Annotated in this window: 26 protein-coding genes and 1 pseudogene; 18 read left to right on the forward strand and 9 right to left on the reverse strand. The window is 66.4% G+C overall.

Translation table 11 applies throughout. The features are described from left to right. Window positions 1–2: 2 nt before the first annotated feature. The 6 genes from ACT3SZ_RS09655 to ACT3SZ_RS09680 all read right to left on the reverse strand — a co-directional run bounded on the left by ACT3SZ_RS09655 (window position 3) and on the right by ACT3SZ_RS09680 (window position 5,210). Complete coding sequence (locus ACT3SZ_RS09655; protein WP_444618317.1) at window positions 3–473, reverse strand: universal stress protein; 471 nt, start codon at window positions 471–473, stop codon at window positions 3–5. Next, on the reverse strand, window positions 470–2,083 hold the full coding sequence (locus ACT3SZ_RS09660) for a tripartite tricarboxylate transporter permease (protein ID WP_444618318.1): 1,614 nt from the start codon (window positions 2,081–2,083) through the stop codon (window positions 470–472). The genes ACT3SZ_RS09655 and ACT3SZ_RS09660 overlap by 4 nt, the downstream gene beginning before the upstream one ends. After that, window positions 2,080–2,571 carry a tripartite tricarboxylate transporter TctB family protein gene (locus ACT3SZ_RS09665; RefSeq protein ID WP_444618319.1) on the reverse strand — a complete coding sequence of 164 codons (492 nt, stop codon included), beginning with the start codon at window positions 2,569–2,571 and terminating at the stop codon, window positions 2,080–2,082. Before ACT3SZ_RS09665 ends, ACT3SZ_RS09660 begins: the two co-directional genes overlap by 4 nt. Further along, window positions 2,571–3,584, reverse strand: a complete 1,014-nt coding sequence (locus ACT3SZ_RS09670) for a tripartite tricarboxylate transporter substrate binding protein (protein ID WP_444618320.1) — start codon at window positions 3,582–3,584, stop codon at window positions 2,571–2,573. The genes ACT3SZ_RS09665 and ACT3SZ_RS09670 overlap by 1 nt, the downstream gene beginning before the upstream one ends. 125 nt (window positions 3,585–3,709) lie before the next feature. Beyond that, complete coding sequence (locus ACT3SZ_RS09675) at window positions 3,710–4,021, reverse strand: cupin (RefSeq protein ID WP_444618321.1); 312 nt, start codon at window positions 4,019–4,021, stop codon at window positions 3,710–3,712. Between the two features lie 31 nt (window positions 4,022–4,052). After that, complete coding sequence (locus ACT3SZ_RS09680) at window positions 4,053–5,210, reverse strand: DNA alkylation repair protein (protein WP_444618322.1); 1,158 nt, start codon at window positions 5,208–5,210, stop codon at window positions 4,053–4,055. A gap of 146 nt (window positions 5,211–5,356) precedes the next feature. Between ACT3SZ_RS09680 and ACT3SZ_RS09685 the strand changes: the two genes are divergently transcribed. The 6 genes from ACT3SZ_RS09685 (at window position 5,357) to ACT3SZ_RS09710 (ending at window position 8,516) form a co-directional block, all read left to right on the forward strand. Continuing rightward, window positions 5,357–5,899 (forward strand): type IV toxin-antitoxin system AbiEi family antitoxin domain-containing protein, encoded by a 543-nt coding sequence (locus ACT3SZ_RS09685; protein ID WP_444618323.1) that lies wholly within the window; start codon window positions 5,357–5,359, stop codon window positions 5,897–5,899. A 66-nt stretch (window positions 5,900–5,965) separates the two neighbouring features. Further along, entirely contained in the window at window positions 5,966–6,754 is a 789-nt protein-coding gene (locus tag ACT3SZ_RS09690; protein ID WP_444618324.1) for a nucleotidyl transferase AbiEii/AbiGii toxin family protein, read from the forward strand. After that, window positions 6,714–7,286 (forward strand): NUDIX hydrolase, encoded by a 573-nt coding sequence (locus ACT3SZ_RS09695; RefSeq protein ID WP_444618325.1) that lies wholly within the window; start codon window positions 6,714–6,716, stop codon window positions 7,284–7,286. Before ACT3SZ_RS09690 ends, ACT3SZ_RS09695 begins: the two co-directional genes overlap by 41 nt. 331 nt (window positions 7,287–7,617) lie before the next feature. Continuing rightward, window positions 7,618–7,911, forward strand: coding sequence for a hypothetical protein (locus tag ACT3SZ_RS09700; RefSeq protein WP_444618326.1), 294 nt, complete (start codon window positions 7,618–7,620; stop codon window positions 7,909–7,911). An 84-nt stretch (window positions 7,912–7,995) separates the two neighbouring features. Beyond that, window positions 7,996–8,337 (forward strand): hypothetical protein, encoded by a 342-nt coding sequence (locus ACT3SZ_RS09705; protein ID WP_444618327.1) that lies wholly within the window; start codon window positions 7,996–7,998, stop codon window positions 8,335–8,337. Next, window positions 8,334–8,516, forward strand: a complete 183-nt coding sequence (locus ACT3SZ_RS09710) for a hypothetical protein (protein ID WP_145942898.1) — start codon at window positions 8,334–8,336, stop codon at window positions 8,514–8,516. Before ACT3SZ_RS09705 ends, ACT3SZ_RS09710 begins: the two co-directional genes overlap by 4 nt. A gap of 266 nt (window positions 8,517–8,782) precedes the next feature. On the opposite strand, the pseudogene ACT3SZ_RS09715 reads toward ACT3SZ_RS09710, so the two are convergent. Next, window positions 8,783–9,028: pseudogene (locus ACT3SZ_RS09715) on the reverse strand (GMC oxidoreductase); the annotation flags it as partial. Between the two features lie 431 nt (window positions 9,029–9,459). Between ACT3SZ_RS09715 and ACT3SZ_RS09720 the strand changes: the two are divergent. The 7 genes from ACT3SZ_RS09720 to ACT3SZ_RS09750 all read left to right on the forward strand — a co-directional run bounded on the left by ACT3SZ_RS09720 (window position 9,460) and on the right by ACT3SZ_RS09750 (window position 15,768). Continuing rightward, a complete protein-coding gene (locus ACT3SZ_RS09720) occupies window positions 9,460–9,777 on the forward strand; it encodes a hypothetical protein (RefSeq protein WP_444618328.1) in 318 nt (105 codons plus the stop codon). Then, window positions 9,777–11,129: a tripartite tricarboxylate transporter permease gene (locus ACT3SZ_RS09725; protein WP_444618329.1), complete on the forward strand. Its 1,353-nt coding sequence runs from the start codon at window positions 9,777–9,779 to the stop codon at window positions 11,127–11,129. The genes ACT3SZ_RS09720 and ACT3SZ_RS09725 overlap by 1 nt, the downstream gene beginning before the upstream one ends. Before the next feature lie 14 nt (window positions 11,130–11,143). After that, the gene (gene mvk / locus ACT3SZ_RS09730; protein WP_444618330.1) at window positions 11,144–12,121 is read left to right on the forward strand and encodes a mevalonate kinase; all 978 of its coding nucleotides are present in this window, start codon (window positions 11,144–11,146) and stop codon (window positions 12,119–12,121) included. Then, entirely contained in the window at window positions 12,118–13,128 is a 1,011-nt protein-coding gene (gene mvaD / locus ACT3SZ_RS09735) for a diphosphomevalonate decarboxylase (protein ID WP_444618331.1), read from the forward strand. The genes mvk and mvaD overlap by 4 nt, the downstream gene beginning before the upstream one ends. After that, complete coding sequence (locus ACT3SZ_RS09740) at window positions 13,125–14,252, forward strand: phosphomevalonate kinase (protein WP_444618332.1); 1,128 nt, start codon at window positions 13,125–13,127, stop codon at window positions 14,250–14,252. The genes mvaD and ACT3SZ_RS09740 overlap by 4 nt, the downstream gene beginning before the upstream one ends. Before the next feature lie 13 nt (window positions 14,253–14,265). After that, entirely contained in the window at window positions 14,266–15,330 is a 1,065-nt protein-coding gene (fni, locus tag ACT3SZ_RS09745) for a type 2 isopentenyl-diphosphate Delta-isomerase (RefSeq protein ID WP_444618333.1), read from the forward strand. A 177-nt stretch (window positions 15,331–15,507) separates the two neighbouring features. Next, a complete protein-coding gene (locus ACT3SZ_RS09750; protein WP_444618334.1) occupies window positions 15,508–15,768 on the forward strand; it encodes a lipopolysaccharide assembly protein LapA domain-containing protein in 261 nt (86 codons plus the stop codon). Between the two features lie 31 nt (window positions 15,769–15,799). On the opposite strand, the gene ACT3SZ_RS09755 is transcribed toward ACT3SZ_RS09750, so the two are convergent. Then, on the reverse strand, window positions 15,800–16,543 hold the full coding sequence (locus ACT3SZ_RS09755; protein ID WP_444618335.1) for a PIG-L deacetylase family protein: 744 nt from the start codon (window positions 16,541–16,543) through the stop codon (window positions 15,800–15,802). Window positions 16,544–16,692: 149 nt separating this feature from the next. On the opposite strand from ACT3SZ_RS09755, the gene ACT3SZ_RS09760 reads away from it, so the two are divergent. Genes ACT3SZ_RS09760 through ACT3SZ_RS09780 form a run of 5 tightly spaced genes read left to right on the forward strand, consistent with a single transcriptional unit; the run spans window position 16,693 to window position 20,039 of the window. Further along, a complete protein-coding gene (locus ACT3SZ_RS09760; protein WP_444618336.1) occupies window positions 16,693–17,634 on the forward strand; it encodes a tyrosine-protein phosphatase in 942 nt (313 codons plus the stop codon). A 49-nt stretch (window positions 17,635–17,683) separates the two neighbouring features. Continuing rightward, entirely contained in the window at window positions 17,684–18,157 is a 474-nt protein-coding gene (locus tag ACT3SZ_RS09765; RefSeq protein WP_444618337.1) for a mycothiol transferase, read from the forward strand. Next, window positions 18,154–18,969 carry an AraC family transcriptional regulator gene (locus ACT3SZ_RS09770; protein ID WP_444618338.1) on the forward strand — a complete coding sequence of 272 codons (816 nt, stop codon included), beginning with the start codon at window positions 18,154–18,156 and terminating at the stop codon, window positions 18,967–18,969. Before ACT3SZ_RS09765 ends, ACT3SZ_RS09770 begins: the two co-directional genes overlap by 4 nt. A gap of 50 nt (window positions 18,970–19,019) precedes the next feature. Next, a complete protein-coding gene (locus ACT3SZ_RS09775) occupies window positions 19,020–19,652 on the forward strand; it encodes a LysE family translocator (protein WP_444618339.1) in 633 nt (210 codons plus the stop codon). Between the two features lie 9 nt (window positions 19,653–19,661). Continuing rightward, the gene (locus tag ACT3SZ_RS09780; RefSeq protein WP_444618340.1) at window positions 19,662–20,039 is read left to right on the forward strand and encodes a nuclear transport factor 2 family protein; all 378 of its coding nucleotides are present in this window, start codon (window positions 19,662–19,664) and stop codon (window positions 20,037–20,039) included. Window positions 20,040–20,042: 3 nt separating this feature from the next. Here ACT3SZ_RS09780 and fdxA read toward each other — a convergent pair whose 3' ends face one another. Beyond that, window positions 20,043–20,366, reverse strand: coding sequence for a ferredoxin (gene fdxA / locus ACT3SZ_RS09785; protein ID WP_441582473.1), 324 nt, complete (start codon window positions 20,364–20,366; stop codon window positions 20,043–20,045). Between the last annotated feature and the right edge of the window lie 5 nt (window positions 20,367–20,371).

Here is a 20,371-nt window from a genome sequence, read left to right on the forward strand (position 1 = left end):
CCTCAGTGCGTGGTGTGCACGATGTAAAGGTCGCACGGGGCCTCGGCGGCGACCTTGCGGGCCACACTTCCCAGTACCCGAGAAAAGCCCTGCACGTGCTTGTTGCCGACCACGATCGTCTCGGCGCCGAGCAGTTCGGCCTGGCGCACGAGCACCGCCGCCGGCGTCCCCTCCTGGGCGGACGCTTCGACGGTGAGCCCGGGGTGCGCCTCGCGCAGCACGTCGGCAACCGCCTCGGCGACCTGTCCGGCGGCTCGGGCCTGCCCTTCGCTCAGTCGCTGGTAAGCGACTGAGGTCGACAGGCCGAGGTCTCGGGACTTGAGAGACTGCAGGGTGTCGGCAGTGCTGGTGCTGAAGGCGGAGAACACGTGGAGTTCAGCCCCGGTGCCCTCGGCGAGTTCTGCGGCGCGCAATGCCGCGTTGAGCGCGGTTTGGCTGGCGTCCACGCCGGTCAGGACGATCTTCTTGCTCATCGGGGGCCTTCCTGGGAATCGGTGGGTGAGGTTGTGGCGGTGGCAGCGGTCGTCGAGGTTGTCGAGGTCGTGTCGTCCTCGGTGGTCGCGTCCTCCTCGGCAGTCTCTGCGGTCTCGCTTGCCAGCCCGGCCTGCTCGATGAGCTTGGGGCGGCGCACGGCCTGCCAGATGGCGAAGGCGATGGAGGCGATGGTCAGAATACCGAGAACCAGCGGGATGGGCTCGAGCATCCAGGAGAAGCTGCCGTTGTTGATGATCATCGCACGGCGGAAGCCGCTCTCGGCGATGGGTCCGAGGATCACACCGATGATCAGCGGGGCCAGCGGGTAGCCGCCCTTGACCATGATGTAGCCGAGGATCGCGGCGAGGAACATCACCAGCACGTCGAAGACGCTGGAGCGCATGGCGTAGGAGCCGACGACAGCGAGCACGATCACCGACGGCCACAGCAGGCGCGGCGGCACGGACTCGATGAGCTTCACCCAGAAACTCGTGCCGAACCAGCCCAGGATCAGCAGCACCAGGTACACCAGTGCGAAGCCGATGAACAGGCCGTAGATCAGGTCCGGGCTGCCGGTGAACAGGGTCGGGCCGGGCTGCAGACCGTGCACGGTCAGCGCGCCGATGAGGACGGCGGAGGTCACGTCGCCGGGGATGCCCAGGGTCAGGGTGGGCACCATCGCACCGGCGGTGCCGGCGTTCTTCGAGGACTCCGCGGCGGCGATGCCTCGCGGGTCACCCTTGCCGTACTGCGACTTGTCCTTCGCCGCACGCTTGGACTCGTTGTAGGCCACGAAGGAGCTGATGTCGCCGCCGACACCGGGGATGATGCCGATGATGAAGCCGATCGCGGAGCCCAGGAGGCTCGACGGTGCCAGTTTGCGGAACCAGGACGGAGTGGCGCGGAACTTCTCCGGCTTCATCTTCAGGTTCAGCTTCGTGACCCGCTCGACCTGCAGGAAAGCCTCGGAGACGGCGAACAGGCCAATCATCAGCGGGATGAAGGAGATCCCGGAGATCAGGTCGGCGTTGCCGAAGGTCAGGCGCGGGTAGCCCTGGATGGTGTCCAGGCCGATCATGGCGATGGCCAAGCCAAGGAAGCCAGCGATGAGGCCCTTGACCATGCGTCCCTCGGAGATCGAGGCAATGATCGTCAGCGCGAACAAGGCGAGCATGAAGTTCGCCGAGGAACCAAAGCCCAGGGCGAAGTTCGCGATCACCGGGGCGAAGAACGCGAGCAGCAGCACACCAACGAAACCGCCGACGCAGGACGCCAGCACGGAGATCTTCAGCGCCTGCACGCCCTTGCCCGCCACGGTCATGGCGTGCCCGTCGGCGACGGACGCGGCGGAAGCCGGCGTCCCCGGCGTCCTAATCAGAATGGCGGGAATGGAGCCGGCGTAGACGGCTCCGCCGTAGATGCCGAGAAGCAGCATCATGCCGGCCAGCGGTTCGAAGGCGAAGGTGAAGGGGAGCAGCAGCGCCACTCCGACCGTCGCCGAGATACCGGGCAGTGCACCGACGACCACGCCGATGAGCACACCCAGGAAGAGCATGAACAGGACCTGCACATCGGCGATGGCGCCGAAACCTTCTATCCAGTTACTCATGGCATGATCCCCTCGATGATGCCGTCGGGCAGGTAGACACCCAGGGCGGCGGTGAACAGGTAGTAGACGATGACGGAGACCCCGACCGGTACCAGGACCAGTCGCAGCGGGCTACGGATACCCATGATCAGCAGGCCGACGACCATGAAGACCAGGGTGGAGAGCATGAAGCCCAGCGGTGTCATCGCGTAGGTGTAGGCGATGCCGGCGGCCACGATGAGCACCGTGCGCAGCCGGGCACCCTTCTCGGGCAGGAAGGTGTTCTTCTCCGAGTTGAACAGCAGGAGCACACCGAGCCCGGCGAGAGCGAAGCCGATGAGTCGGGGGAGCGCGGCGGTGCCTGGATCTTCTGGCTGTCCCGGTTCGGGGAAGCCGGCTGCCAGGATGAGCAGGGCGACGCCGATTATTAGGGCGATCACCGCGATGATGCGGTCACCCAGTATGGAGCCCTGCGGTTGTGCTTGGGGTTGAGCTTGGGTGTCAGTCATCATTCCCCTCCCAGTCCTGCGTCGGAGACGACTGTCTCGTAGCGGTCGTATTCCTCGGAGAGGAAGTTGTCGAAGCCGGCGGCGTCCTTGTACTCCTGGGTGAACCCGAGGTTGTCCATGTAGTTCGAGAAACCCTCACTCTGGCGTGCCTCGTTGAAGCACCGGTTGAGTTCCTCGACATCCTCGTCCGGGGTGCCGGCCGGGGCGAACAGGCCGAGGATGGCGTAGCTCGTCCAGTCCATGCCGACCTCCTTGAGGGTGGGCACACCCGGGAGGAAGTCGTCGAGTCGCTGGTCGCCGGCGATGGCCAGGGCGCGTAGCTGCCCGCCCTCGATGAATGGGGCGATCTCGGCTGCGCCGACGGAGACGGCACGGGTCTCACCGCCCATCACCGCCTGGAGTGCGCCGGCCGCACCGCCGTAGGGGACGTTGCGGATATTGGGTTGCTCGGCCTCCTGGGCGAGCCCGGCGAAGCCCATGTGGTAGATCGAGCCGGTGCCCGAGCTGGCCATCGTGACGTCCTCGTCGGTGGTCAGCAGTTCCTCGATGTCCTCGATGTCGGAGTCCGGCGGCACGCCGTAGGCGATGGGCTGCTCGCTGTACTGCATGATGCCGCGGACATCGTCCGGCCCGATTTCAGACACACCGAGGTGCGGGAGGATCGAGAGCTCGATCGACGCCACGCCGATGGTGTTGCCGTCGGCGGCGGAGGAGGCGACGGACTGGAAGCCGACCGTGCCGGAGCCGCCGGACTCGTTGCGGATGATCACGTCGCGTCCGCACGTCTGTTGGGCGTAGACGGCGAGCTGGCGGGCGGTGCCGTCGGCGGAGCCACCTGGGTCGAAGGGGACGACCAGGTTCAGGGGTGAGCCGCCGGACGAAGAGCCCTCGGACTCATCGTCGGTGCCGCAGGAGGTCAGTGCGAGGGCACCGACCATGGTGAGCGCGGCGACGGCTCGTCCTGCCCTGCGGGCGGTTCCTAGTTTTGGTCGTGTTGGGATCTGTCCACTCATGCATGGTCCTCGGGTCTCAACGTCGGTCACGAGCGAGTGTTCACTGTGCGAACGCTCGTTCGCTTTACGACTAAAACTTACCCGATGGAAAGTGTTCTACACAACACCACTGGTGAAATAGGAGGTTACTCACTACCTTCGCGCTCGACGACGAGGATCCGGGCCTCCGGGGCGGGGTGGGCGACGTGGGCGTCGCCGACCTCGACGCAGCACAGCGAACCCGGGGTGAGGTGCTCGACACGCTCCTCGCCGTCCACGGTGTAGTGCATGTCCACCGCACCGTCGAGGACGACGAAGATCTCCGGGCCGTCGTTGACGTGCCACTTATACGGTTCGTTGGTCCAATGCAGCCTGGCGGTCGCGGTGTCGAACTCCCCGAGGTCGAGGGCGCCCCACGGGCGCTCGGCGGTGAACTCGCTGGCGTTGATGAATCGCATGTACGGCTCCTTGTAATTGTTCGGTTTCTCGCTAGGGGTGGACGTGAACGGTCGTTCCGCCGAGGACCCGCCCGTTGACCTGCACCTCGATACGGTGCGGACCAGGGTGGATCGTGCGGATCGACACGTGGGCGAAGGCGTGCCGACGGCTGAACTGCACGGGCTCACCCGGCGGGAGGTCACGCACCGCCAACTTGAACACCTTGCCCGCCTTCGGCCCGCGCGCCCCCTGGTAGTGCACCACATAGTCCACGGCCGCGCGCGTCGGCGCCGGCGCAGCGTCCGAAGTGTCCGGGGCGCCTGCAGCGTCCGCCCGCAGGGTGAAGGACAACGTCGTCGCCTCGCCGATGGCGAGCGTCGACGGGGAACACGACAGTTCCAAGAGTTCGACCGGGGCGTCCGGATCGAAGCCGAGGATTGCCAGGGCGCGCGGGTCGCCGGCTTTGATCAGTGTGCGCAGGCTGTGCCGCACCACGAAGTCGCCCTGGGTGGAGGCCTCCGCCCACCGTCGAGCGGTCTCCAGTGCGGTCTCCGGATGATCCTTGGCGATGTCGTTGAGGTGGTTGGCCACCGAGCGCCGGACGTAGAGGGAATCGTCGTTGACCAGGCCTTCCAGCAGCTCCAGGGCGTCGGACGGATCGGCGATGAACTGGGGGAGACGTCCCGCCCAGGGCAGACGCGGGCGCGTCCCCTCCGAGACCAGCCGGCGCACGTGTTCGTCCGGGCTGTCGACCCAGGAGCGCAGGTGAGCCATGGTGGTCTCGTAGTGATTCAGGATGAACGGGCGGATCGCGAACTCCGCGGTGTGGTGCGAGGTGAGGTCGGCCAGCAGGGGCAGGGCGACATCCGGCTGCTCCAGCATCGCCATGGCGACGTAGTCGTTCACCGGCATGCCCGCCCACTCCGGCAATGCCGTCGCCGTGCCGTCGTCGCTGGCGCGCAGGACGCGGCGGACGACGTCCGCGGCGTCGGACGCCGGCAGCGTCGTCGCGAGCGCGGCGGCGATCTGCGCGCTCCGCGCCTTGAGCTCCAGGTCATCCAGGCCGGTGAGCGCGATTTTCTCGAAGGCCGCGCGGTCGAAGGTGGGGGATGCCGCGGCAAATGCGGCCCCGATGCCCGTGACGAGCTCCGGTGACAGGTAGTCCTTGAACGCTGACTTTTGGGGCTTGTCGTTCTGCTCGTCCGTCATAGGCGACAGTCTGCCACGGGGGTGTCGGCCGAGCGCTGTGGTGGGCTTGGCGTCGCATCAATTAAGACCAGGTCTCACCGCTAACCTGTGTTTTTCGTTGACGGGCGACCCTGTCACAACACTACCGTTTTCGGTATAGTCGTGACATGGCTGCTGACGTGAAGTACCGGGAGATCGTGCGTGAGATCGCACGTGATCATTATGGGTATGTCACGACTCGTGAGGCTGCTGAAGCCGGGGTGCCTGCAGTGGAACTGCCCAAGCTTGCCGCACGCGGTGGTCTGGAAAACATCGCGTACGGCCTCTACCGTGTGCCGGATATTCCGCCGACGGCCTACGACCAGTTCGCTGAAGCACTCCTGCGGGTCGGTGAGGGTGCCTATCTGCATGGTGAATCCACGCTCGCGTTGTTCGGTCTCGCAGACGTTAACCCGCGGCGGGTCGAAGTAGCGGTCCGCCGCCGTGTCCGTCCTCAACTGCCACCGTTCGTCGAGGTGACATGGGTGAGGGATGAGCAGCGCACGACATTCTATGAAGGGCTGCGGGCTCAACCTGTTGTTGATGCCATCCTCGAATGCCGAGGTCGCATCGGGACCGAGCGCCTTCTGGACGCGGCCAAGCAAGCACGGGGCGAAGGGTTGTTGACCACGACCGAGTGGCAGCAGGTGAAGAAGGAGGTTCGGTCGTGAATTACACCGCCATGCCGACAAGCGTGCGCTCTCTCGAACAGCGCATTCGCAATATGGAGGGCAGCGATGGGCTGGTACTGCGGCGTCGTGTCGGGATGGCACTGGTGGTCGTTGGTCAGATGCTGCCCGACGGAGCGATCAAGGGGGGGCAGCGCGATGGCGTTGCGCTACGGGCGAGGTACCCGGTTCACTCAAGATCTCGATGCCGCGAGAGTCCAGCCGATCGCGAGATTCCGCAGCGACTTCGAGGACGCTCTTTCTGTCGGGTGGTCGGGGTTTACCGGAAGGCTGGTCGAGAAACCGCCACCTCGTCCTCCAGCGGTGCCTAGGGCGTATGTCATGCAGCCCTTCGAGGTGAAGATCGACTACAGGGGACGGCCATGGTGCACTGTGAAGTTCGAACTGGGGCACAATGAAATCGGTGACGCTGACGAGCCAGAGTACCAACTCGCACCGGATTTGGTTCAGCTCTTCACTGAGGTCGGACTCGAAGCACCGAAGCCCGTGGCTGTCATGCGCTCTGACCATCAGGTTGCGCAGAAGCTTCACGCCGTTTCGAGCGCAGGAAGCGAGCGGGCGCACGATCTCGTCGACCTCCAGCTCCTCGACAAGGGGGAAGAACTCGATCTCGCCCAGTTGGCAATGACGTGTTCGCGTCTCTTCGACTATCGCCGTCAGCAGGTCTGGCCACCCACTATTATGACTGGTGCCCAGTGGGGTTCCCTGTACGCCGAAGCCGCTGAAGGCCTCGACGTTCTCTCGGATGTCGAGGAAGCGGTGGTGTGGGCGAACAACTTCGTCCATCGCATCGTAGGTGGGCAAACGGGCGAGGCTTCGAGCGTGGAGTCACGCTGAGCGACACGAGTCAGGGAGGAGTGGATTCACGATCGAGGAGGGAACAGGATTCTACGCGGTTCCGAGTTCGGTGAAAGTGGTAGTCCTAGTCGCTGGATACGCAGGCCGGAAGGTTCTGCTCGGATTCAATGGAAGAGGTGAGTGGGAGTTGCCTGGCGGGTGGCCGGATAAGCAGGACGTGACCCTGGCGGATACTGCGGCTCGGGAGGTACTGGAGGAATTGGGGATCGTTCTTGCTGATGATCCCGTACTCGTCGGTGCCGAGCTTTTCTCCCCGTTCCCAGGGCACCAGGTGACTCTGGTCTGCCTCGCAACCCGACTGAATACTGCAGAAACACCCACGCCGAGTTCGGAGCATAAGGACGTGCGATGGTTCAGGGTGGATGCGCTGCCCGCGAACCTTCCCCAGGTGTACCGGGGTTTTATCGAGTCTGCTGCTTCAAGAGTGTTGACAAGAGAAGACCTTCATCGGGCCAACGAACTGGTGAGGGACGTGCTCGACGATGATTTCATGTCCCGTGGGTGGAACTGACCTATTTTTCCTGACAACAGAGTGTGGTCGTGGCGATTACAACCGCCACAACACAGAATTCTGGCCAGCGTGGCGATTACAATCGCCACGCTGGCCAGGACAAGAGGCGTCAGTTAGCGTCCTCGTCAGATGGCGTGGACTCTCGCACCGTCGTCGACGGGAGACGCCTCCGGCGTCGCACCCGCGGCCTCAGCGTCCTTCGGCAGGTGCAGGAACGCGCCGAGCAGGATCGCCGCAACCAGCGCGATAGCGGCGTTGACGCCGATCGTCCGCTGAAGACCGGGGGTGGGCAGGGGAGACCCTGCCGGTCGGTGTCGCCATCGTCGGCTGGATGATCGGCGGATTCGGGATGAAGCTGGCTTACAACGCCAGTACTGCCGAGACGTTCAGTGAGACCAGCGAGGATGCCTCGGGACAGATGAGCGGCACCATCCAGATGGCGCAGACGCTCGGCACCGCCTTGGCCGCAGGTATCGGTACTGCGGTGATCGGTGGGTCTGGAGGTGGCGCTGAACTGCACACCCCGATGATCGCGATCTTCGTGTTGACGGGCTCTTTCGCACTGGTCGCGGTGCCGCTGGTTACGAGAATCCGGACGGCGTTTCCGTCAGGGAATCGGGTATGAGCGGAACCTTGTCGCCATCGATGGAGTCTCTCTGCTCGGACGGCTATCGCCTTGATATCCGCGCTGGCAAGGAAGTGAGGCACAGTGGATACAGCCACCTGGATTCAGCTGGTGCAAGTACTGGTGGGCATCGCAGCAATCATCGTTGCGGTGGTCACCGTAAAGCAAAAGCAGGCAGCTGACGGTCGGACAGCATGGTGGAGCAGACTTCAGTGGACGTTGGACCGGATCATCAGTGAGGACCGGATCGGAGAAGTGACGGGGCTCCGGCTCCTTCCTGTGATCACCCAATCATCTTTGTCCAGTGAGGATGACCGCAGACTAGCCGAAACAGTCGACGCCCTCGTCGAGAGCCTTTCGGACATCAGAACCCCTTCCACTGCCGTAGACTCGGTGTCAGCATTGAAGGAGGATGAAGACCTATGAGCGGGTTCTACATCAGCGACGCCCAGTTTGAAGAGATCAAACGTGAGTCTCTGGAGGAGACGCGTCGGGTCATTCGAGAGAAGTTTCCGGACCTGGATGAAGTCCGTGAAGCGCGCAAGGCTGGCGTCGAGCAGCCGAAGCGCCGTCGCTGGCCAGCTCGGCTGTTTAGCACAGGCTAGTCCTGTGGAAACTGCAACTTCGATCAGTTTCTACGGTGCCCACTAAAGATCTGAGCTACAGGAGACGACTGGATAGTGACCCGATGCGCGGGGTGTCCGGGCTCTCCTCTCCACGAACGGATTCCGATGACGCGGGCGGCGTGAAGAACGGCAGACCGTTCGGTAAACGGTAGCGTAGAGCGTCGGAAAATGGTCGTGTTGGCGTGATTCAGGTGCCAGAAACGGTCACCGCGGGGCCTCCGCTCGGACAGTTTTTGGCAGCTGGCTCACACAGGTCTCAAGAAGCGCGCCAGTTCCCCTCCTCGAGTAGATCGAGAAGATCCCTCACCCCTCCGCCAAGATGAACTCCGCAGCCTTATCCCAATCGCGATGGACGGGGCGTGGGTGTGGCCGTGGATGATCTCCGGCATCACCGAGGAGTCGGCGACGCGGAGACCCTGCACACCACGGACCCGCAGATGAGGATCCACCATCGAACTCTCGTCGGTGCCCATCCGGGCGGTACTCGTCGGGTCGCGCTGGTGCTCGACCGAGACGTCCACACGGTCCAGGGTGCGCGAGATCTCTGAGCCGGACCACTCCGGCCCGGCGAGCTCAGCCCACCGGTCGTAGTCCCCGGCGAAGCCGACGACTCACATCAACGTGTTGATCGACGAGCTCCCACCGAGGACCTTGCCACGCGGCCCCGGCCCCTTGTCCTTCCCACCCGCCTCCAGGAGCAGGACGGACCGGGATCCGTCCGCGCTGGGCTGGTTCGCCACCACTCATTCCGCTGAGCCGGCGCCGACGACCACGTAGTCGTAGGTCTCCGTGGTCTCTGTCATCTGGGGCCCCTGTGTGAAGACGGCCACGAGTGCTCGGCTCCGAAACTAGCGCACCCTCGGACTCACACCCTCCGGGCACTAATGCGCCACGCAGCGCCCACAACGTAAGGTTTGTAGGCATGCCTAACACTGATGCCGACCCCGGGGAGCGGGACGACTACATCGAGGTGTGGAACGACCTCGTCTCCACCCGCGATCTGACCTGGTCACTGGTCATCTGCGGGGTCACCACCGCCCTCGCGCTGCTGGTCGCCACGCTGCTGTCGTCCAGCGAGTTCTTCTGGGGTCTCGGCGGCGCCGTCGTCGGCTTCGCGATCTGCGTGGCGCTGTTCACGCCGAAACGCGCCGTGCGCATCACCGACGCGACCGACGCGACCGACGGCGCAGACGCAGAAACCGGAGCAACCGCGACCACCCCGGCAGGTGACCCGACCTGATGGACGCAACCCTGATGCTCCCCATGCTGCTCGCCGCCATCGCGGCGATCCTGCTCTACACCTTCATCGGTTTCATCCCCGGCACCGACGAGACCAGTGTGCTCGTGCCGGTCACCCTCGCCCTGGCGTTGGCCGGGGTGGACCCGGCGGTGCTGCTGACCTTCTTCATCGCCGCAATCGTCACGCTCAACCTCACCAACGCCATACCCACCGCCCTGGTCGGCCTGCCCGGAGGGGTGCTCTCGGCACCGATGATGGAGCACTCGCTCTACCTCAAGTCCCAGGGCAGGGCGGCGGAGACGATCAAGAAGATGGCCGCCGGCAGTGCGATCGGCACGATCATCGCCATCCCGGTCAGCCTGGCCATCGCCACCGCCATCGCCCCCTACGCCGACACCCTGCGCGAGTACGGCAACCTGCTCTTCGTCGGCGGCGCGGTGCTGCTCGCCCTGCTCGGCGCGAACCGGCTGTTGTCGTTGATCTCGATCATCCCGATGTCCCTGCTGTTCCAGGGGCTTCTCTCGCTCTACCGGGACCAGGGCGTTATCCCGGAGGACGGCAACATCTCGGTGTCCTTCTTCCTGGGTATCACCATTGGCCCCCTGCTGGTCTCGGTGCTGGGCCTGCTCAACCGCAGCCACCGGGAGAACCTGCCGGGCCGGCCCGCCACACAGGTGGACATTTCGCGCAAGAGCCTGCGCGGCCAGTCGCTGAAACCCAATAGGATCCTCACCCGCGACGAGACCGCTCGCACCGGCCTGTGGTCGCTGGTCTCCACCCCGTTGTTCTTCCTCAGCCCCGTCGGACTCACGTTCCTGCTCGGTGAGGGCGCGGCCGGACGCTCCGGGAATCGCACCACCCGGGCGAACCGGGCGGTGGCCGGCATGAACGGGGTGGCGCACGCCAGCTACCTCTCCGGCACGATCATCCCGCTGTTGGCGATCGGTATCCCGTTGTCGCCGGTGGCGATCGGCCCGGCGCAGGCCCTGTTCAACGCCCCGCCGGCACTCACGCTGGACAACAACCTGCACCACATGCTGAACACGCCGACGTTCATCGTGGCCGTGGTACTCGGCGCGGTCCTGGCCCTGGGGCTGACGTATGTCATCGCGGTGCGCTACTCCTACCGGATCACCTACGTGGTGATGCGCTACATCCCGCACGAGGCGGTGCTGGGACTGTTCATCGGTTTCATCCTGCTGCTGGCCTACCTGGACGCCGGGGTGGCGAACATCTTCGGTGTCCTGCTGGTCGGGGTCACCTGCGGGACGCTCAACAAGTTGGGCGTAGGCTACGGCGTGCAGTTCATGACCCTGTACGCATCCCCCTGGATCGTGCAGAACCTGCTGTGACGCGAAAGGAAGCTGTGCAGTCTTCACCTGAAACCCCTACCGGAGCCCATACCGGACACGGCCGGACGGTGGCGAAGGTCATCCTCCTCGGCGAGCATTCCGTGGTCTACGGGCATCCGGCGGTGGCCGTGCCCCTGCACAGCCTGCACATGAGCGCCACGGTCGAGCCGCTTGCGGAGGTGGGGGAGCCGTCGCGGCTGACCTGCCTGGACTACGACGGTCCGGCGGACGGCGCCCCGGAGCGTCTGGCGTCGGTGGTCAAGGCGCTGGAGGTCGCGTGCGCCTTCGCCGGACGCCCCACTACGGGTCTGCACGTCAGCACGCGGGCGGACTTCCCGCCGGAGCGCGGGCTGGGGTCCTCGGCCGCCGCCGCGGGCGCGGTGGTGCGCGCGGTGCTGGACGCCGCCAACGTCGCGGCGTCCCCCCGCGAGCTCTTCGAGCTGACGCAGGAGGCCGAGCGCATCGCGCACGGGCGTCCGTCCGGCCTGGACGCGCTGACCACTGCCGCGCCCGGGCCGGTGTACTTCCGCGACGGCGTCGGTTCGACCTTCGAGATGGACCTGGCGGCCTGGATCGTCATCGCGGACTCGGGTGTACCCGGCCGGACGCGGGAGACCGTCGGTGACCTGCGGCGCAGGTACGACGCCGATCCGCAGGGCGTCGGGCCGCTGCTCGACGAGCTGGGCGAGATTGCCGACGGTGCGGTCGCCGATCTGCGCGCCGGCGACGTCGACGCGCTCGGTGTCCGGATGGACGCCGCCCAACATCTGCTCGCCGACCTCGGCGTGAGTGACGACCGGTTGGACGCGCTGACGGCCGCGGCACGCGCCGCCGGCGCGGTCGGGGCGAAACTGACCGGCGGAGGACGCGGCGGCTGCGTCATCGCGCTGGCCCGCACCGCCGGCGACGCCGCGGCGATCGCCGGGGCTCTCACCGACGCCGGGGCGTCCGACACCTGGATCCACGCACCACACCTGCAGGAGGAAGCATGACGGCCCCAATAAGAGCTACAGCAACGGCGCACGCCAATATCGCGCTGATCAAGTACTGGGGCAAGGCGGACGAGGAGTTGATCATCCCGCGCACGCCGAGCCTGTCGCTGACCCTCGACGAGTTGTATACGACCACGACCGTGGAGTTCGGCGCGGCAACTCAGGACACCGCGACACTGGACGGGGCGCCGGTCACCGGGCGGGCGATGGAACGCATCACCGCCTTCCTCGACCTGGTGCGCGAGCGCTCCGGTGTATCGGACGCCGCGGTGGTGACCTCGGTGAACACCGTGCCCACCGCCGCCGGGCTGGCGAGCTCGGCGTCCGGTTTCGCCGCGCTGGCCGGGGCGGCATCCACCGCCGCCGGGCTGCAGCTCGACGAGCGGGACCTGTCGCGGCTGGCGCGGCGCGGGTCCGGTTCGGCGTCGCGTTCGGTCTTCGGCGGACTGGCGATGTGGAATGCCGGCCACGACGACGTGACGTCCTACGCGGCCCCCGTACCGGGTGGGGAGATGGCCGCTGACCTGGCGATCGTGGTGCTCGTCATCGACGACGGGCCGAAGGCGGTCTCGAGTCGCGAGGCGATGCGCCGCACCGTGGAGACCTCCCCGGATTACGCCGGTTGGGTCGAGGCGCACGCCGGGCACCTGGCGGAGGCGCTGGACGCCATCGCCGCCGGCGACCTGGCCCGCCTCGGGGCGGCCGCCGAGGCCAATGCGCTGGGCATGCACGCCACGATGCGCGGGGCCGTCCCGCCGGTCGACTACCTCGGACCCGGCAGCCGCGCCGCACTGCAGGCGGTGCAGGACGCCCGCGCAGCCGGGCTGCCCGCTTGGGCGACGATGGACGCCGGCCCCAACGTCAAGGTCCTCACCAGCGCCGACAAGGCCCAGGAACTGGACGCCCACCTGCGCGAGGCACTGGCTGGGCAGGTGCCGGGGCTGAGCACCGTGGTCACTCACGCCGGGCCGGGAATCCAGGTCGATGCTGAGGAGGCGCAGTCGTGACGGCACCACGCGCGGTCGAGGTCCGGGCCCCCGGAAAGCTCTACATCGCCGGTGAATACGCCGTGGTCGAGACCGGTTTCCCCGCGATCCTCGTGGCCGTGGACCGCTACGTGACCGTGCGGGTCACCCCGGGCTCCGGCACCGGTCACATCACCTCCGACCTGTCGACCCAGAGCCGCCTGGAGTGGCACCGCGGGGAGCGGGGCATGATCGTGGAACCCGACCAGGCGCCCTTCGACTTCGTGCTCGCCGCCGCGGGCATCGTCGAGGAGGCGGCCGTGGCGATGGGCACCCCGCTGGAAGTCTTCGACATGGACATCACCAGCGAGCTCGACGACGACTCCGGCCGCAAGTTCGGCCTCGGCTCGTCCGCCGCGGTCACCGTGGCCACCGTCCGGGCCCTGTGCGAGTACTACCGCCTGGACCTCACCCGGATGGCCCAGCTGAAACTCGCCCTGCTGGCCAGCATCTCGGTGCAGTCCTCCGGCTCTGGCGGCGACGTGGCCGCCAGCATGTTCGGTGGCTGGATCGCCTATACCTCTTTCGATCGCGAGTGGGCACGCGAGGAACGCGATGTGCGTCCCCTGATCGACCTGGTCACCATGGACTGGCCGGGACTGTCCGTGAAGCGTGTGTGTCCGCCGGACCGGCTGCGCCTGCTGGTCGGCTGGACCGGGTCGCCGGCGTCGACCTCCCGGCTGGTCGGCGACGTGCAATCCCACAAGCAGGGTGGGGGAGCTGACAGGGGAGGAGTGCAGCTGGACTACCCGCGCTTCCTCGCCGAGAGCAGGCGTTGTGTGACAGCGCTGGTCGAGGCGCTGAACAACGACGACGCCGACGGCATCCGTGCCGGGATCCGCCGCAACCGGGAGCTCTTGCGCGAGCTCGGCGAGCACACCGGCACCACCATCGAGACCCCCACGTTGCGCCGGCTGATCGAGATCGCCGAAGCCTGCGGCGGGGCGGCGAAGACCTCCGGTGCCGGTGGCGGCGACTGCGGTATCGTGCTCATCGACAGCCAGAGCGGCGCCTCGGATGTGGACGGATTACTTGCCGCCTGGGAGCGGTCGGACATCCGGCTACTCAACCTGCACGAACACCAGCCCGACGGGATCACGGAATGACGGGAACGAGCGCATGAGCAGCAACCGCAAGGACGACCACGTCCAGCTGGCCGAGGAACTGAATACGAAGAACCGTGCCGCCGGTGGATTCCACGACGTGCGGTTCATGCACCACACCTTCAACGGTCTGGCCCGCGACGAGGTGGACACCTCCACCACCGTCGCCGGGGCCCGGTGGGAAGTGCCCTTCTACATCAACGCGATGACCGGCGGCAGCGAGAAGACCGGACGCATCAACGCCGACCTCGCGCGCGCGGCGTCCTCCGCCGGGGTGGCGATGGCCAGCGGTTCGGTCAGCGCGGCCCTGCGCGACCCGGCGCTGGAGCCGACGTTCCGCATCGTGCGCGAGAGCGCGCCGCAGTCCTTCCTCTTCGCCAACGTGAGCCCGGAGGCCACGGTGGAGCAGGCGCGCCGGGCGGTGGAACTGCTCGATGCCAACGCCCTGCAGGTCCACGTCAACCCCGCCCAAGAGCTGGTGATGCCCGAGGGTGACCGGGACTTCCGGCACTGGCTCGACCGGATCGCTGAGATCGTGGAGGCGGTGGACGTGCCCGTGGTGGTCAAGGAGGTCGGCTTCGGGCTCAGCGCCGACAGCGTGGCGGAGCTGGTAGCCCGTGGCGTCACCACCGTGGACGTCAGCGGACGTGGCGGCACGAACTTCATCGACATCGAGAACCACCGGCGCTCGCGCCAGGAATACACCTACCTGTCGGGGTGGGGGCAGAGCACCCCGGAGTGCCTGCTGGACACGGTGCACGGCCCCGGCGGCGCACCGGCGGTGGACGTCCTGGCGTCCGGCGGTGTGCGCACCCCGCTGGACGTGGTGCGCGCCCTGGCGCTCGGCGCGCGCGCCGTGGGCGTCAGCGGGCACTTCCTGCACGTGCTGCTCACCGACGGGCCGGACGCTCTGGTCGAGGAGCTGGGCGCGTGGACCGACCAGGTACGTACCCTGATGACGCTGCTCGGGGCACCGGACGTGCCCTCGCTGAGCTCGACAGACGTCCTGGTCACCGGGGAGACCGCGGAGTTCGCCCGGCTGCGCGGGATCGACCTGCCGTCGCTGGCGCGTCGGCGGTAGTTGCTGGCCTTCCTACACGTAGGAAGCTATGGGAACGTCACCTACGAGGCGCGGCTGTGGCCTCGGGGTCTGAACCTCCGAGCGCCGCCACACCATGTTGCTAACTAGGCGAGCGGAATGGGCGCCTTTCGCCTATGCTTTTGGAGTACGCACTCCAACTACCGAAGGGCCTTCATCATGAACGAGGACAACACCGCGCCTGGCAACGTGAAGGAACGACGGTCATCCGTCGGACTGGTCGTCACGACGGCGGTCATCGTCGTCGTCGCGATCGCCCTGATCATCCTGATCGGCCAGAACACCGACCAGGTCGACATGGGCTTCCTCGGATGGGAGTTCGCTTTCCCGCTGTCCGTGGGGCTCGTCGCCGCGGCACTCGGAGGCGCGATCGTCGCGTTCGCACTCAGCGGACTCATCGCCATCCGGCGCAGGAAATGACGCTGCCGCTCCTCGGCACAACCGGGCGGACCTACAACCCGTACCGTCCGAAAGCCACGGCGTGATCCACGCCAGCCCTGGCGCCGGCGTCTGAGGTGACGCCGCCGATGAGGTCGCGAGGAGCGGGGTGGTCGTCCAGGGCGGCGAGGTAGACCTTGTGCTGTTCCAGTGAAGCGATGCTGCGCTCGACCGAGTTGGGGGAGACCGCCACGGCATGCGTCGGTCTCGACGCCCCGAAGACGAGAAGGTGGTCGGCCTGCCAGCGCTCGAGGACCTCACCGTCGCTACCGGTGATGTCGGGGAAGACCCAGCGGTTGCCCGCATCGCGCGCGGCGTCCAGGACCACGAGCCCGGCCACCCGGTGGTCCGCCTGGTTCAACCCCCACGGCATCTCCTCGGCCCACCCCAGCGTGACCAGCGTGGTGGGCCGGACCTCGCGGATCACCGCGGCCACCGCACGGCGCAGCGCCAGCGAGTACTCCAGCACTCCGTCGGGGAAGTCGAGGATGCGCAGGTCGTCCACCCCGACCTGGGCGCAGGCATTGCGCTGCTCGGCGGCGCGCGCTGGTCCGGTCTCATCCGGGGACATCGAGTCGATGCCCGCCTCGCCGGAGGTCAGCAGCAGGTAGGACACCGACGCACCGGCGTCCGTCCACTCGGCGACGGCGGCGGAGACGCCGTACTCCAGGTCGTCCGGGTGCGCGACGACGCACAGGACGCGGTCGGCCTCGTCGAGGTGGAGTAATTCGAGTTGATCGAGATGATCGTTGGTCATGGGTCGGCCTCCATACCTGCTACATGCCTGCGGACAAACGTTCACGGTCAGGATGTGTGGGCGCTATCGTCCGTCCACCTTGTGGCCATTCAAGCACGACATCATCGGCGGTGACCACCGACAACTCTCCGCGACCGACTGAAGGCCCCATGAACTCACGTCCCTCCCGCCCGCTTCCGACCCACCCCGGGCGTCGTCTGCTCGTCGTCCCCGCGGCGGCCGGATTCCTTGCCACGTCGTTGTTGCTCGTGGGTTGCCTGGCGGATGCTGCCGAAAGCGTGCCCGACGCAGCGGAGTATTCGGAGCAGGTACAGGCTGTCGCCCTCGACACGCCACGGTTGTCCTCGGCTGACAACTTCCGGGATCTGGCCGGCGTCGACCGGGCCTACGCCGCGACGGGCGGTCACCTGAAATCTGAGTCGGTCTACCGATCGAATGCCCTGGACATCACTGACGAGGACCTCGACACCGTGGAGGATCTCGGGATCTCCACCGTGATCGACCTGCGCACCGACAGTGAGATTGAGGAGCACCCTGACCGTGTTCCCGCCGGGGCAGACTACGTTCACATCGACATCGTTGGGGGAGGGACCACCGCAGCGAATCCTACCGAGGACTTCTCCGTCGACTCTCCCGAGGACGCAGCGACGATGCTTGGCGACCTCAACCGCAACTTCGTCACCGACGAGGGCATGAGGGCCCAGTTCGCACAGGTCATCACCGCCGTCATCGAATCCGACGGGCCTGTTGTCTTCCACTGCACCGCCGGCAAGGATCGGGCGGGGTGGACGAGTGCCGTCCTGCAACTTGCCGCGGGCGTGAGCGAACGCGACGTTATCGACAACTATCTGGCGACGAACGACTACTCGAGCGAGCGGATTGCCGCCACCACTGAGCAGATTCGGATGAGCCAAGGCGATGAGGCGGCGGAGGCCTACGGGGTACTGCTCGGCGTGCAGGAGGGCTTTCTGCGGTCCGGGTTGGATGCGATGAAGGAGTTCTACGGAGACGTGGACAGCTACCTCGTTGACGGGTTGGGGCTCGAAGTCTCCGCCGTGCTTGCGCTGAAAGAAAAGCTCGTGGAGGCGTGAGACTCCCCGGCCGACACACCGGGCGCATCGACGTGGTTGACTCGTGGACATGATCAACGATGCTGACGCACGGTACGACGACTTCGTCTCGGTGGCCACCGAGGTCCTCGACAAGTACGACATCGCGTTGGACACCCTCGACGACACCACCGTGAATGCCACCCCGGTACCGGGGACGGTCAACTCGGCCTTCGCGCTGGCCACCCACGTCCACGGCATGGCGCGCTTCTGGGGTGGTGCCTTCATCGGAGGAGAGGAGATCTTCCGCGACCGCGAAGCCGAGTTCCAGGCGACGGGGACCGTGGCCGAGGCACACGCGCTGATCGCCGAGACCAGGGCGAGCCTGCCCGGCTGGGCACGCATTGCCCTCACCGAAGGGATTCGCAACCGGCAGGCACAAGGGACGGCGCGCCGGAACTACACCGAGGCGACGCCCGGTTGGGTCCTCGAGCACATCCTCCACGAGCTCGCGCAGCACCTCGGTCACCTGGAGGTCTGCCGGGACGTGGTGGCGACCCGGTGACGGCGACGGCACCGGAGTTCCACCGCAGCACGGCCGTACCGTCGCTGGAGGTCAGGCGGTCCTGCCGCGAGAACTCCTGCTACCGTCCGCACACTCACGACGTGCTGTCGATCGGGCTCATCGATGAGGGAACTTCCGTATTCGCCGGCCCGCTCGTCGGGCCGGTGGAACTGACGCCGGGGGACATCGTGGTGATCCCGGCCGGGCACGTCCACTCATGCAACCCCGACCGGGGCAGGTGGCGCTACCAGATGACGCACCTGGACACCGGCTGGATGGACGGCCTGGCCCCCGGAGGATTCGACACCGGAGGGGTTCGAGTCCTGCGGAGCGCCACTCTCTACCGGCAGATCGAGATGGTAAATGACGCCATCGTCGCCGATGCCCCCGTTGGCGAACTGGAGGACGGGTGTCGCCGTCTCGCGCAGCTGCTCGCACATGCCGGGGAGAGCTCGGACGAGGGGCCGGCACAGAACTTGAGGGGGAGGGGCGGGGCGAACAGGGATCTGTCTGTGCGGCTGCAGCCCGTCCTGGAGCATCTGCGACATGACGAGACGACACCGTCGATCGACGCCCTGGCGCGTGAGGTCGGTATGGGCCGCTACCAGCTCATCCGGTCGGTGAAACAGGTGACGGGGCTCAGTCCGTTGGCATGGCGTCAGAATGCTCGCATCCTGGAGGCCCGGCGGCTGCTGCGCACCGGCATGACGATCGCCGACACCGCGGTCGCCCTCGGATTCACCGACCAGAGCCATTTCCATCGGGTCTTTCGAGCGCATGTCGCCGCCACACCCGGCACATACCGCCACTGAGTGCACGAACGTACAAGACTCCGGTACCGCGGGCCCCAGAGACTGGGGGCATGGACCAGTTCTTCGTCGTCGCCGTCGCGCATTTCCTCGCCCTGTTGATTCCCGGGGTGGACTTCTTTCTCATCCTGCGGCTCAGCGTCACCGAAGGATGGCGGCGCGCCGGGGCCGCCTGCCTGGGGATCGCGACGGCCAACGGGATCATCGTCGCCGCGGCGTTCTCCGGGCTCTCGGTGATCGAGAACCCGGTGGTCCTCGGGGTGGTTCAACTCGCCGGAGGGTTGTTCCTCGTCTATCTCGGGGTGGCGTTCCTGCGGTCGAGTCCCCAGATGGCACCCCACGGTCCTGCGGAGAAAGTACGTGACGCGCCGCCGGGGCGGGCGCCATGGGCGAGGAACTTCGGCCTCGGTCTGGCCTCGGGTCTGCTGAACCCGAAGAACGCCCTCTTCTATGTGAGTCTCGCGACGGCGGTGTCCGGGGCGGCAGCGATGTCGCTGGTCCTCTATGGAGTGTGGATGGTCGGCCTGGTCCTGGTGTGGGACGTCCTGGTCGCCGTGCTGTTCGCGTCGCCGGCGGCGCTGAACCGCCTGGGCCGTTTCGTCCCCGTGCTGACGAGGGGTGCCGGAGCATTCCTCGTCATTTTCGGTGTGTTCATGCTCGGCGAGCTCGTCACAGGGCTGTGTTAGCGTGGGTCGATGAAGAGTTTCGAAACTGAAGAACTCCTCGAGGTTGAACACGCAGGTTGGACGTCGCTTTGCGAGTCCCGTGGCGGAACCTTCTACGGACGGCTGTTGACGGATGACGCCGTGTTCGTTCTGGTCAATGGGCTGACGATGTCTCGTGAACAGGTCGTCGACTCGCTCGACGGTGCGCCCTCTTGGGACACGTACAAGATCGAGGATGTCCAGCTCATACCCGTCGGAGAGGACGCGGCGGCACTGACGTACCGCGCGACAGCTACACGGTCAGATCTTGCCGAGCCGTTCATTGCCTTGATGTCCAGCGTGTATCGCCGCGTCGATGGAGAGCCGAGGCTCGTTCTCTACCAGCAGACGGCGGTCAGTGGCGACTGACCGCTACTCCTGGTTCTGCGGTGGCATCGCGGTGATCGACGGGTGGTCGGTACCGGTGGGGCCGATGCTGTCCGCCCCGCCGGGGGAGCCGATCTCATCGAAGAACGCGGCGTTGTAGTCGATGTAGTCCTCCCACTCGTCCGGCAGGTCGTCCTCATAGAAGATGGCCTCGACCGGGCAGACCGGCTCACACGCTCCGCAGTCGATGCACTCGTCCGGGTGGATGTACAACGTGCGTTTTCCCTCGTAGATGCAGTCGACCGGGCACTCCTCGACACATGCCCGGTCCATCACGTCCACGCAGGGTTGTGCGATGACGTAGGTCATACGTC

Origin of the sequence: Corynebacterium sp. AOP40-9SA-29 (assembly GCF_052377405.1) — a bacterium.
GTDB lineage: Bacteria > Actinomycetota > Actinomycetes > Mycobacteriales > Mycobacteriaceae > Corynebacterium.

Bases quoted from the DNA above. Each gene is read 5' to 3' on its own strand.
- fdxA (WP_441582473.1), bottom strand. From the start codon at position 20,366: ATGACCTACGTCATCGCACAACCCTGCGTGGACGTGATGGACCGGGCA.
- ACT3SZ_RS09670 (WP_444618320.1), bottom strand. From the start codon at position 3,584: ATGAGTGGACAGATCCCAACACGACCAAAACTAGGAACCGCCCGCAGG.
- ACT3SZ_RS09685 (WP_444618323.1), top strand. From the start codon at position 5,357: ATGGCTGCTGACGTGAAGTACCGGGAGATCGTGCGTGAGATCGCACGT.
- mvaD (WP_444618331.1), top strand. From the start codon at position 12,118: ATGACGGCCCCAATAAGAGCTACAGCAACGGCGCACGCCAATATCGCG.
- ACT3SZ_RS09725 (WP_444618329.1), top strand. From the start codon at position 9,777: ATGGACGCAACCCTGATGCTCCCCATGCTGCTCGCCGCCATCGCGGCG.
- ACT3SZ_RS09680 (WP_444618322.1), bottom strand. From the start codon at position 5,210: ATGACGGACGAGCAGAACGACAAGCCCCAAAAGTCAGCGTTCAAGGAC.
- ACT3SZ_RS09665 (WP_444618319.1), bottom strand. From the start codon at position 2,571: ATGACTGACACCCAAGCTCAACCCCAAGCACAACCGCAGGGCTCCATA.
- ACT3SZ_RS09780 (WP_444618340.1), top strand. From the start codon at position 19,662: ATGAAGAGTTTCGAAACTGAAGAACTCCTCGAGGTTGAACACGCAGGT.
- ACT3SZ_RS09700 (WP_444618326.1), top strand. From the start codon at position 7,618: ATGATCGGCGGATTCGGGATGAAGCTGGCTTACAACGCCAGTACTGCC.
- ACT3SZ_RS09710 (WP_145942898.1), top strand. From the start codon at position 8,334: ATGAGCGGGTTCTACATCAGCGACGCCCAGTTTGAAGAGATCAAACGT.
- ACT3SZ_RS09655 (WP_444618317.1), bottom strand. From the start codon at position 473: ATGAGCAAGAAGATCGTCCTGACCGGCGTGGACGCCAGCCAAACCGCG.
- ACT3SZ_RS09675 (WP_444618321.1), bottom strand. From the start codon at position 4,021: ATGCGATTCATCAACGCCAGCGAGTTCACCGCCGAGCGCCCGTGGGGC.
- ACT3SZ_RS09750 (WP_444618334.1), top strand. From the start codon at position 15,508: ATGAACGAGGACAACACCGCGCCTGGCAACGTGAAGGAACGACGGTCA.
- ACT3SZ_RS09660 (WP_444618318.1), bottom strand. From the start codon at position 2,083: ATGAGTAACTGGATAGAAGGTTTCGGCGCCATCGCCGATGTGCAGGTC.
- ACT3SZ_RS09720 (WP_444618328.1), top strand. From the start codon at position 9,460: ATGCCTAACACTGATGCCGACCCCGGGGAGCGGGACGACTACATCGAG.
- ACT3SZ_RS09760 (WP_444618336.1), top strand. From the start codon at position 16,693: ATGAACTCACGTCCCTCCCGCCCGCTTCCGACCCACCCCGGGCGTCGT.
- fni (WP_444618333.1), top strand. From the start codon at position 14,266: ATGAGCAGCAACCGCAAGGACGACCACGTCCAGCTGGCCGAGGAACTG.
- ACT3SZ_RS09765 (WP_444618337.1), top strand. From the start codon at position 17,684: ATGATCAACGATGCTGACGCACGGTACGACGACTTCGTCTCGGTGGCC.
- ACT3SZ_RS09755 (WP_444618335.1), bottom strand. From the start codon at position 16,543: ATGACCAACGATCATCTCGATCAACTCGAATTACTCCACCTCGACGAG.
- ACT3SZ_RS09690 (WP_444618324.1), top strand. From the start codon at position 5,966: ATGGGCTGGTACTGCGGCGTCGTGTCGGGATGGCACTGGTGGTCGTTG.
- ACT3SZ_RS09775 (WP_444618339.1), top strand. From the start codon at position 19,020: ATGGACCAGTTCTTCGTCGTCGCCGTCGCGCATTTCCTCGCCCTGTTG.